This window comes from Streptococcus sp. SG1 (assembly GCF_030439935.1).
Lineage (GTDB): Bacteria > Bacillota > Bacilli > Lactobacillales > Streptococcaceae > Streptococcus > Streptococcus gordonii.
This window is the reverse complement of record NZ_JAQFJC010000016.1, coordinates 1-9,950: the sequence shown is the minus strand read 5'-3', so window position 1 is coordinate 9,950 and position 9,950 is coordinate 1. Positions and strand designations below refer to the sequence as shown.

Sequence of the window (9,950 nt, the reverse complement as noted above, 5' to 3'; positions counted from 1 at the left end):
CGATTGGTGAGGAGATGGTCCAAGATATTATGAATCGACTTGATAATTTCGGATTTTATAAGCTAGATCATATTCGAGTGGAGCAAAGAGCATTTACAATTATCTTTGTCAACAATCCTGAACTGTTATCATTGGCTTTTCCAAATTTAAAATCAGACAGCATCAAAAAGAAAAAAACAAGAGTCCGTAAACTATTGAGAGAAGAAACGAACCAATTTGCGGAAGAATTAAAAGAAGTATTAATACAGAACCTCCCTAAATTAAATGCAGAATTACAACTACTTGTAGGTGAGTTTCTGAATTTAGAAAATAAATAAGGAGGATAACTATGGACAATAATTTAATTAGTAACAAAGAATTAATTGAAATGGGCTATCGCCCTCATACAGCAAATGATATCATTCATCAGGCGAGAGAATTACTTGTATCACGAGGCTATACATTTTATAATCGCAAACGTTTGATGGTTGTTCCAAAAAGTGTTGTAAATGAGATTCTGGGAACAGAGGTGGCGTAATATGGCAAGTGTTCGTTATCGAAAGCGAGGAGATAGTAATTTATGGACCTATGAAATTCGTAGCGAAGGAAAAACTGTTGCTCATAATAGCGGTTTTAAAACAAAAAAACTTGCAGAGTCAGAAGCTGAACCGATTCTGCAAGAACTTCGTTTAGGAAAAAGAATTTCTAGAGATATTTCTCTTGTAGATCTGTATCAAGAATGGCTTGAACTAAAAATTCTACCGAGTAGTAGGTCGGAAGAGACAAAGAGAAAATATCTTCTCCGTAAAAACACAATTGAAAGATTATTTGGAAATAAAAAAGTCACTCAAATTCGTGCGAGTGACTACCAAAGAATTATGAATAAGTATGGGCAAACAGTTGGTAGAAATTTTCTTGGTAGATTGAATACTGGGATTCATCAGAGCATCCAAATGGCAATTGCTGACAAAGTTCTAATTGATGATTTTACACAACATGTCGAGTTATTTTCATCCAAAGAACAACAGATGACAGAAGAGAAATATTTACATACAGAAAAGGACTATCTGGATTTACTTTTAGCAGTAAAGAAAAAATTTGATTACCAACGTTCAATTGTTCCTTATATCGTCTATTTTCTATTAAAAACAGGCATGAGGTTTGGAGAATTAATAGCGTTAACTTGGAATGAAGTTGACTTTGACAGAGGGCTGCTAAAAACATATAGGAGGTTTAATACCCTTTCTCATAAATTTGTCCCTCCAAAAAATAAAACGTCTATTCGGATGGTACCGATAGACGAAGAATGTATTAAGATATTACAAGTCCTAAAAATTGAACAGGAGAAGGCTAATAAAGAGCTAGGAATCAAGAATAGGTATAAAATGATTTTTCAGCATTATGGATATATTCACTTGGTACCAGACATTGCAAGTGTCAATAAAGCTTTGAGTGTTCTTTTAAATGAATTAGATATTTATCCAATTATCACGACAAAAGGAGCACGTCATACCTATGGAAGCTACCTCTGGCACAAAGGATTTGACCTTGGAGTTATTGCAAAAATTCTAGGACATAGAGATATTTCAATGTTAGTAGAAGTATATGGACACACTTTAGAAGAGAAAATTTTTGAAGAATTTAATCAAATTAGAGATGTTTGGAAAGATTGCTCATAAAAAAATGTGGGGCAAATGATGGGGCAAATCAGTTATAGACAAGCAAAAAAGCCTTGTAAATCAAGGCTTTTTCCTGTTGATTTAGATGCCCCCTACATGAATTTGGGAGGCTTTTTCATCTTGAAAATAATCAAAAATATTGAAATGTAAGTGATTTTCAGAAGATACTTTAAGTGATTTTAAATCTGATTATTTCAAAATGAGGCGAAAGTGAGGCATGAATAGAATGTTTATTTTTATCAGCGTGTTTTAGGTGGTTGCGTCTTTCTTATTCTAGATAGATTTTAAACAATTGTTTACTAATAGATTGGTTCCTTAAAGTTTGAAAAATTTTAGTGCGTATCGTTTGTGCTACATTATAATCGTTGAGCTTCTATAATTGGAGATTGGAAAAAGTTAAAATTTAGGATGGTATGGGCAATAAGTTAATAATAAATTTATCAAATTGTATGTTAAAATATTTACTAGTATAAACCACTTTCTATATTTTTTGTCAATATTGCAAATTTCATTCATTAATTAGAGTGGATTTATACTTTGGAAAACATTAATATGAGGAATGCTGTTTTGAGAAAAATTTTACAGGATGACAAGCTTTATTCTTTAACAGAATTTAGAAATAAGGTCTATGATGATCTAGATTTAACAAGAAGTGATTTAGCTATTTTGTTATGCGCAATGTTGATTGCATCTATTGGCTTAAACATGGATTCTACTCCAGTTATCATTGGTGCAATGTTAATTTCTCCGCTAATGACACCCATTCTTGGGATTGGTTTTTCGCTAGCGATATTGGATATGAATCTGCTCAGAAAGTCGTTTAAAATTTTGTTTATTCAAGTTTCGTTGAGTCTTATAGCATCGACAGTTTATTTTCTAATTTCTCCTATTTCTTATGCAAGTACAGAAATTATTGCTAGAACTTCTCCAACAATTTGGGATGTTGTTATAGCTTTTGTTGGAGGGTTGGCTGGAGTTATAGGGGCACGAAAAAAAGAAGCAAATAATATTGTACCTGGAGTGGCTATTGCAACGGCTCTTATGCCTCCTGTGTGCACTGTTGGTTATTCTATAGCAACAGGAAATTTTAAGTTCATGCTAGGTGCATCTTATTTATTTTTCATTAATTGTAGCTTTATCATGATTGCTACCTATATTGGAACAAGCTTAACTATGGTAAAAAATCATTACATTAAACATAATCAAGAAGCTTATAAAATGAGAAAAATATTAATTCTAGTTTCGCTTATTCTTATTATTCCCAGTTTGGTTTCAGCAGCTACATTAGTTAGAGAAACACTAATTAATGAATCTATAAATAAATACTTATCTGATCAGTTTAAAGAGCAGACAGTACTAAAAAAGAACTTTATCAAAGAAAATAATACACTAAAGTTAACTATTTCAGGAAAACATCTTTCTGACGAGGAATTAAAAAACCTCATTAGTAAGCAAAATGACTATGGTTTGCAAAATATTTCAATTCAAATTTCACAATTATCCAATGATCGATTGACTGAAAAAGAAGTAGTAGAATTTATTATTCAATATAAGAATGATCAGGATCTTCAAAAGATTGATAAGGAAAAGAGTGAAACGGAGACTAAAAATAAGTAATCAAATCACCGTTTGTTGCAAGAGAAATGAAAAAGAGGCTGGGATAAAAGTCCTAGCCTCTCAATTGTCTTTGGATTGTCGAGCATGACGCAGTGGTTGAGTGGGCTCTACTACGCTGATTCCATCAGCTTTTACAGCCCTACTCAACTGTGCGGAGGTGGGACGACGAAATCGAATTCTAACGAATTACCGATTTCTGTCCCACTCTCTTTTTACTATTATAAATTACAAAGATGTTTTGCAAGAGAAATTAACTCTTAGCTTTATTTGTCATCTTTATTAATCATATTTTTAACGCCTTCGATTGCGCCTTCGACAGCATCTTTGGCATCTTCAGCGACTTCTTTAACTTTAGAAACTACTTTTTCAGCAGCCCCTTCTTTTTCTGTTTTTTTATCACCAGTTAATTTTCCTAGTCCTTCTTTAACAGAACCTTTAGCTTGGTTGAATTTTTCTTCTGTAGACATAATCTTTACCTCCATTATGAGTTTTTAAGTATTTTATTTATAGAAAAGAAATAAAATAAAAATCTCTTTTCGTAGTTCTAGTATTAATGAACGCGAGTTTTTTCCTTAGAAGTAGCGTCTTTAACAGCCTCCACACCATCACCAACTTTTTCTTGAACAGCTGAGAAACCACCGCTAATACCAGATTTTGCTTTTTCGAATTGCTCTGAAGCAAATTCGCCTGTTGATTCTGCAATATCTGTTACTCGGTCTTGAAGACTAACTGAATCAGCTTCATGCTGTTCTTTAGTTTTGATATCAACAACATTAACATTGACTTCAACAACTTCTAAGTCAGTCATCTTAGAAACTTCTTCCACAACAACTTTCTTGATTTCGTCGTATAATGCAGGAACATTCTTTTGATATTCAACTACTACATTCAAGTCAACAGCTACTTGTTCTTTACCAACTTCGACATTAACACCGTTAGTGACATTATCAGTGTTAATCAATTTATCTGCTAAGTTAGAGAAGAAGCCACCGTCAATAGCCAGCAAACCTGAAACTTTCTCTAAAGAAAGGCCAATAATTTTTTGAATGACCTTATCATCATAAGTCAATTCACCTTTTACTTCGTGAGCTGCTTGAGCAACTTCTTTTTTTGCAACATCTTTAACATCTTTATTTGACATGTTAAACTCCTTTATTCTTATTTAAATATATTTTTGTTTTGAATATAATATCCGATTCCTGCCCCTAGAGTAGCGCAAATCAAGACAAATAGAGTCTTAAAGAAGCCAAAGGATAGGATAAAACACGCTAGAATAATGCCTGCTAATCCAGACAAGATTGGATATTGATATTTTTTAAACCATTCCATTTTTCACTTCCTTACTTTACACGACTAGTAGTTTTTTTAGCCACTTCTTTTGGCTTGAAGTCTGAGACAGAGATTTTAAGCTTGACATTATGATTGATTCCGAAGAATTCTGTCAATCCAGACGCAATTTCTTCTTGAATCAACTGACTTCTCTTGATAATGTTTTCCGAAGGAACGATTGCCCCTTTAACGGACACCATGCATTTGTTTTTACGGCTATTTACTGAAACTGTAGGATCTTTAATTAAATCGTGATCTGTTACCAGACTACGAACAAATCCTTCAATCGCTGAATTTTTCAGCATCAGTTTCCCATCCGCATCAGCTAGCTGAATTTCTAAACGTCTCTTAGGATAAAAAACTATCACTAACATCAGTAGTAAGATTAAGCTTGCTAAAACCACAGTGCCCCAAAAGACATATCTAGAAAGATAGTATCCTACAAAAGGAATTTGCTTCCAAGTGAACAACTTCCAGGTAAATAGTTGAAGCCCCAGACCGCTAACTTTATGAAAATCTAGCAAAACAGGAATCAAAATCGTCAAGATTAAAATACATAGTATGAGAAAAAGTATTTTTCTTGATTTTGACATATTGAATCCTCACATCATTAAGTTTTAAATTGTATTCTGAAAGTAAAAAGACAATTTATGCCTTTTTACCTACAAAAAATGATACAACAGCTACTACAATAACTGCACCAATGATAGAAGGAAGCAAGGCCATACCAGCCAAACTAGGACCCCAAGTTCCCAAAAGTGATTGACCGACAGTTGAACCGATTAAACCTGCAACAATATTTGCAATAACACCCATAGAGCCACCTTTTTTAGTGATTGATCCAGCAATAAGACCAATAACACCTCCGACAATAATAGACCAAAGCATATCGATTCTCCTTTCTAAATTTACTAAATCAAAATTCAAATCTTTTGATTAATATGATTATATAATTTTCCAACTTTGAAACATAATAATTCAGCTTACTTTTATCATCGCTTTTATGTATCTAAGATACATAAAAACAATAAAACGTTTATTTCATAGGGTTTTGATAGAAAAACAATATGATTTCTCATATATTTTTGAGTTATTGGATTAGTTTAAATATACACAATATGGTATAATTGCATGACAATATAAACACTATATTATAAAGAAAGATAACATTTTTAATGCGAGAATTACTGTCTAAAAAAAGTCACAGACAATTAGAATTATTAGAATTGCTATTTGAAAACAAACGATGGTTTCATATTTCTGAGTTAGCAGAATTATTACACTGTACAGAACGTTCTGTAAAAGATGACTTGTCCCATGTCAGGTCTGCTTTTCCTGACTTGATATTTCATTCCTCTACAAATGGTATCCGTATCATTAATACCGATGATAGTGATATTGAGATGGTTTATCACCATTTTTTTAAACATTCAACTCACTTTTCAATTTTAGAATTTGTCTTCTTTAATGAAGGATGTGATGCTAAGAGTATTTGTAAAGAGTTTTACATCAGTTCATCCTCGTTTTACCGTATCATCAGTCATATTAATAAAATTATTAAGAAACAATATCGTTTTGAAATCAGTCTCAATCCAGTTCGAATTACTGGAAATGAGATCGATATCCGTTACTTTTTTGCCCAGTATTTTTCAGAGAAATATTATTTCCTTGAATGGCCCTTTGAAGATTTTTCAGTAGAACCTTTGTGTAAGCTTTTAGCGCTGGTCTATAAAGAAACTGCCTTTCCAGTCAATTTCGCAACTCAACGAATGTTAAAGTTGCTCCTTGTTACGAATTTATACCGAATAAAGTTTGGTCATTTCTTGGAAGTTGAGAAAAATTCTTTTAACAATCAATTGTTAGAATCTTTCATGCAGGCAGAAGGAATCGAAGACATTGTAGCGAGCTTTGATTCTGAATATCATATCTCTCTGAATAAAGAAGTGATCGGTCAACTATTTGTATCCTATTTTCAAAAAATGTTTTTCATAGATGAAGAAGTTTTCTTGAACTATGCAAAAACAGACAGCTATGTAAAAAAATCGTATCAGTTATTGGGAGATTTAGTGGATCAGGTATCAAGAGAGTATAATCTTCAAGTAGACAATAAGGACAATCTGATCTGGCATCTGCATAATACGGCACATCTGCATCGCCAAGAATTATCGACAGAGTTTATCTTATTTGATCAAAAAGGCAATACAATCAAGAACTTTCAAAATATTTTCCCTCGATTTGTTTCAGAGGTAAAAGAAGGGATTGAACATTACCTAGAGACTTTGGATATGGATCGTAATTCAATGAAAGTCAATCATTTGACCTATACTTTTATCACCCATAGCAAACACTTAGTGCTAAATCTTTTACAAAATCAACCTAAATTAAAGGTTTTGGTCATGAGTAATTTTGATCAGTATCATGCAAAATCAGTAGCAGAGACACTTTCTTACTATTGCAGTAACAATTTTGAACTTGAAGTATGGAATAAATTAGAACTATCAATTGATTCTTTAAAAGAATCACCTTTCGACATTATTATTTCTAATTTTATTATTCCACCAATTGAGAACAAGAGACTGATCTATTCCAATAATATTAATACAGTCGCACTCATTTCTTTGCTTAACGCAATGATGTTTATTCGACTAGATGAGTAACTAAGAATAACAAAAAAAACGCTATGTAGCGTTTTTTTGTTATGAGAAAAGAATTTCATCTATATTAGATTCAGAATATCCTAAAAATTTAAGCAAAAAAGCCTTGAAAATCAAGGCTTTTTTTCTATTTCTATGCCCCCTGCATGGATTTGTAAGAACTTTTCATATTGAAAATAAACAAAAATGTTGAAATATAGCTGATTTTAGGGAAATACTTTTAGGTATTTTCAATGTCAGGATTTAAAAATGGGGCAAAAGCGGGGCAAAAACGAAGACTCGTATTTTGTTTGAAAACCTATAATACCTAATGATTATGCTATTCTAGATATATAGTTTTGTTATAAATAAATGTCAGTGCGAGATCAAATTGGAGAATAAAATGGAAAAACAAATTTCTACGTAGAATGGAATGCGAAAAAGTGATAATTAAAGAGACGAAAAAGCTGAGAATATGATTTCCCAGCTTTTTTGAATGCGATAGAAATAGCAACTAGACTATTTACGAAAGGCCTCAATAATGTAGGTGAAGCCAGTAACTAAAAATGAAAAGGCAATGACATAAACGACAAAGACACCTGTAGCCACTGGATTGAACAGAATCACTAGACCTAGTAAAAATTCAAGCAAGGCTACCCACATGATATTGCTACCAATAATAGGGAAAATCAATCTTAGACGATTGCCTTTAAAGAAAGCAATAATGGCTTCTACAATTAACCAAATTCCTACAATGGTCGGAATGACGACCGGCAGGGTCACAAAGCCATAAGCAACGAGGTAAAGAGCTAAGAGAAGACTAACAAATCCTTGGAAAAGATAAACAGGTGAGCGAAGCTCTTTTGGTGCAGAGAAATAGCCTAAAATAGCTGCTATAGAAGAAACCAGTAAACCAAATGAAATCCACCAGCTGTAAGCAACAAGATTAGCTACTGGGTTTGTAAATAGGAAAAGTCCTAAAAGGACAAAAACAACTCCTGCAAGGAATAGCAGTAAACGATTAGAAAATTTCATTTCAATACCCCCTATATAGTATAGTTTCTAATAAAACTATTGTACTTATTTTTATAGAAAATGTCAATAAAATAAATAAACAATTTGGAAGTTTCAGTCTGACTTACAAAAAGAAAAGGAGTTTTCACTCCTTTTCACAGATTGAAGACAAAGTCCTTATAAAAGTGTCTTCTAAAGATTTTAACTTCAATCTGAAGCGAGGTTATCCTCGCTTTTTCTATTTATCAAACAATTCCTTATTTTCAATTAAGAGTTCTAGTGGAGATTTATCCCTTGCTTCAATAAAACCAGGTTCATATTGGTTATGAAGTGTTCTTTTCTGAGAAGTTGGATCAATATACAACTCATCTCCATCTTCTGTGTATAGTTGGTTGCCTCTTGTTAAGTAAAGTAAATCCTCTAAGTACTGTCCATCAGTTTCTAGAAAATCTTCGATGTATTTGACAGCTTTTAAAATCTCACTTACTTTATCAGAGTATTCATTAGATTCAAGAACACTCTTTTCTAACTCAATCTCTTTACTAGTTCCAAATAGTTGGGTTGGAGTTGCATTAAAATATTCTGCTATCTTATCCAAATTTGCAAAGGTAGGATAGCTTTTTTGTTTTTCGTAATCAGAGATGGACTGTTTACCGATTCCTAAATCTTCCGCAAGTTGAGTTTGACTTACTCCTTTTTCTATGCGTAGTCGTGCCAAATTGGGTCCAAAATTTTGAATAATAAAGGTCATGATAAACTCCTATGTTGTATTTTAAACTTATTCTATCACCTATAAACTTACAAATCAAGTTTTTAGTTGACTACTCAAAATATTTTTTATAAAATATATTTATAACTTACAAATAAGTTATAAACGATACAAATAACTCATATGTTTAGGAATAGTGAGTGAGGAGGAATTTGAGGACGAGACTATGACTATGACTATGACTGATGACTATTCGAAGCCTTGGAGCTAGAAATTGTGTGGACAAGGGCAAGGGACGAGCCTGACGGGAAGTCAGGCGAAGTCCTGCAGGCTGCCGTCCAGACAATTTCTAGCCAAGCAAAAGCTGGCTATTCTAACAGCCAGCAAAAAGGTACACTTAGGACAACGTCCAAAGAACGACGGAACGATCAAACGTTGATTTGACGGTGTTTCTGAGGCCTAAAAAATCTAAAAGAAGGGGGGACAATTTTGTTGGTTTCTATACAAGATTTAAGAAGCATTCAAGAACGATGTGAAATAGGAGAATTAGTACAGAGGTTAGATGTCAGTATTGATAGATTAACGGTTATCTGGGATACAGACACTGGTTCCCTAAGACGAATTTTCAAAAATCTGAAACAGGCAATAAGTACAAGAGTTGACTCATTTGAAATACATGATAACGTGCGAGATGATGTCTTTACTTTAGCTAAGGATTTTAATGAGTATGATTCAATCAATATTATATTTTTCCAATTATCCACTTATGGAGGTGAACAATTGATTCGAATTGATTTCAATCCTAATACTTTAAAAGAATTTGATGGAATGAAAGTTTGGAGGCAATTAATGTACTTTGCCAGATTGAATTCATTGACGGTACGTTTGTCTCGTTTTGATTTGGCATTTGACATTTTCAACAGGCCTGAAATCGTTAATTTGCAACATATTAAAGGTGGTGTTACCCATAAGGTCTTCTATGGTCGAGGG

Annotated in this window: 13 protein-coding genes and 2 pseudogenes; 8 read left to right on the top strand and 7 right to left on the bottom strand. The window is 32.9% G+C overall.

Annotated elements, in window-relative coordinates; genetic code table 11:
- The 5 genes and pseudogenes from PCY06_RS10690 to PCY06_RS10670 all read left to right on the top strand — a co-directional run.
- A pseudogene (locus PCY06_RS10690) lies at nt 1-317 on the top strand (replication initiation protein); the annotation flags it as partial.
- 11 nt (nt 318-328) lie between these two features.
- Nucleotides 329-517, top strand: a complete 189-nt coding sequence (locus PCY06_RS10685; RefSeq protein ID WP_000369785.1) for a DUF3173 domain-containing protein — start codon at nt 329-331, stop codon at nt 515-517.
- Nucleotide 518: 1 nt separating this feature from the next.
- Nucleotides 519-1,658: a site-specific integrase gene (locus tag PCY06_RS10680; RefSeq protein WP_247941097.1), complete on the top strand. Its 1,140-nt coding sequence runs from the start codon at nt 519-521 to the stop codon at nt 1,656-1,658.
- 15 nt (nt 1,659-1,673) lie between these two features.
- Nucleotides 1,674-1,808, top strand: coding sequence for a hypothetical protein (locus PCY06_RS10675; protein ID WP_301390595.1), 135 nt, complete (start codon nt 1,674-1,676; stop codon nt 1,806-1,808).
- A 402-nt stretch (nt 1,809-2,210) separates the two neighbouring features.
- Nucleotides 2,211-3,275 (top strand): TIGR00341 family protein, encoded by a 1,065-nt coding sequence (locus tag PCY06_RS10670; protein ID WP_185774535.1) that lies wholly within the window; start codon nt 2,211-2,213, stop codon nt 3,273-3,275.
- A gap of 263 nt (nt 3,276-3,538) precedes the next feature.
- Here PCY06_RS10670 and PCY06_RS10665 read toward each other — a convergent pair whose 3' ends face one another.
- From PCY06_RS10665 to PCY06_RS10645, 5 genes are all read right to left on the bottom strand, one after another.
- A complete protein-coding gene (locus PCY06_RS10665) occupies nt 3,539-3,742 on the bottom strand; it encodes a CsbD family protein (protein WP_008809820.1) in 204 nt (67 codons plus the stop codon).
- An 83-nt stretch (nt 3,743-3,825) separates the two neighbouring features.
- Entirely contained in the window at nt 3,826-4,416 is a 591-nt protein-coding gene (locus tag PCY06_RS10660) for an Asp23/Gls24 family envelope stress response protein (protein ID WP_082307366.1), read from the bottom strand.
- Nucleotides 4,417-4,433: 17 nt separating this feature from the next.
- Nucleotides 4,434-4,604, bottom strand: coding sequence for a DUF2273 domain-containing protein (locus tag PCY06_RS10655; RefSeq protein ID WP_002899156.1), 171 nt, complete (start codon nt 4,602-4,604; stop codon nt 4,434-4,436).
- Nucleotides 4,605-4,615: 11 nt separating this feature from the next.
- Nucleotides 4,616-5,197 (bottom strand): alkaline shock response membrane anchor protein AmaP, encoded by a 582-nt coding sequence (gene amaP, locus PCY06_RS10650; protein WP_004192493.1) that lies wholly within the window; start codon nt 5,195-5,197, stop codon nt 4,616-4,618.
- 55 nt (nt 5,198-5,252) lie between these two features.
- On the bottom strand, nt 5,253-5,492 hold the full coding sequence (locus tag PCY06_RS10645; RefSeq protein WP_045773459.1) for a GlsB/YeaQ/YmgE family stress response membrane protein: 240 nt from the start codon (nt 5,490-5,492) through the stop codon (nt 5,253-5,255).
- A gap of 287 nt (nt 5,493-5,779) precedes the next feature.
- On the opposite strand from PCY06_RS10645, the gene PCY06_RS10640 reads away from it, so the two are divergent.
- Nucleotides 5,780-7,261, top strand: coding sequence for a M protein trans-acting positive regulator PRD domain-containing protein (locus PCY06_RS10640; protein WP_082307367.1), 1,482 nt, complete (start codon nt 5,780-5,782; stop codon nt 7,259-7,261).
- 495 nt (nt 7,262-7,756) lie between these two features.
- Here the strand turns inward: PCY06_RS10640 and PCY06_RS10635 are convergent, their stop codons facing one another.
- Both PCY06_RS10635 and PCY06_RS10630 read right to left on the bottom strand, forming a co-directional pair.
- Nucleotides 7,757-8,272, bottom strand: a complete 516-nt coding sequence (locus PCY06_RS10635; RefSeq protein WP_003004261.1) for an HdeD family acid-resistance protein — start codon at nt 8,270-8,272, stop codon at nt 7,757-7,759.
- Nucleotides 8,273-8,489: 217 nt separating this feature from the next.
- Complete coding sequence (locus PCY06_RS10630; RefSeq protein WP_003013606.1) at nt 8,490-9,002, bottom strand: helix-turn-helix domain-containing protein; 513 nt, start codon at nt 9,000-9,002, stop codon at nt 8,490-8,492.
- Between the two features lie 219 nt (nt 9,003-9,221).
- Here PCY06_RS10630 and PCY06_RS10625 point away from each other — a divergent pair, with 219 nt between their 5' ends.
- Both PCY06_RS10625 and PCY06_RS10620 read left to right on the top strand, forming a co-directional pair.
- Complete coding sequence (locus PCY06_RS10625) at nt 9,222-9,404, top strand: hypothetical protein (RefSeq protein ID WP_041826713.1); 183 nt, start codon at nt 9,222-9,224, stop codon at nt 9,402-9,404.
- A 45-nt stretch (nt 9,405-9,449) separates the two neighbouring features.
- Nucleotides 9,450-9,950, top strand: a pseudogene (locus PCY06_RS10620) (replication initiation protein); the annotation flags it as partial.

Coding starts and splice junctions, on each gene's coding strand:
- PCY06_RS10685 (WP_000369785.1), top strand. CDS start 329: ATGGACAATAATTTAATTAGTAACAAAGAATTAATTGAAATGGGCTAT.
- PCY06_RS10680 (WP_247941097.1), top strand. CDS start 519: ATGGCAAGTGTTCGTTATCGAAAGCGAGGAGATAGTAATTTATGGACC.
- PCY06_RS10675 (WP_301390595.1), top strand. CDS start 1,674: ATGATGGGGCAAATCAGTTATAGACAAGCAAAAAAGCCTTGTAAATCA.
- PCY06_RS10670 (WP_185774535.1), top strand. CDS start 2,211: ATGAGGAATGCTGTTTTGAGAAAAATTTTACAGGATGACAAGCTTTAT.
- PCY06_RS10665 (WP_008809820.1), bottom strand. CDS start 3,742: ATGTCTACAGAAGAAAAATTCAACCAAGCTAAAGGTTCTGTTAAAGAA.
- PCY06_RS10660 (WP_082307366.1), bottom strand. CDS start 4,416: ATGTCAAATAAAGATGTTAAAGATGTTGCAAAAAAAGAAGTTGCTCAA.
- PCY06_RS10655 (WP_002899156.1), bottom strand. CDS start 4,604: ATGGAATGGTTTAAAAAATATCAATATCCAATCTTGTCTGGATTAGCA.
- amaP (WP_004192493.1), bottom strand. CDS start 5,197: ATGTCAAAATCAAGAAAAATACTTTTTCTCATACTATGTATTTTAATC.
- PCY06_RS10645 (WP_045773459.1), bottom strand. CDS start 5,492: ATGCTTTGGTCTATTATTGTCGGAGGTGTTATTGGTCTTATTGCTGGA.
- PCY06_RS10640 (WP_082307367.1), top strand. CDS start 5,780: ATGCGAGAATTACTGTCTAAAAAAAGTCACAGACAATTAGAATTATTA.
- PCY06_RS10635 (WP_003004261.1), bottom strand. CDS start 8,272: ATGAAATTTTCTAATCGTTTACTGCTATTCCTTGCAGGAGTTGTTTTT.
- PCY06_RS10630 (WP_003013606.1), bottom strand. CDS start 9,002: ATGACCTTTATTATTCAAAATTTTGGACCCAATTTGGCACGACTACGC.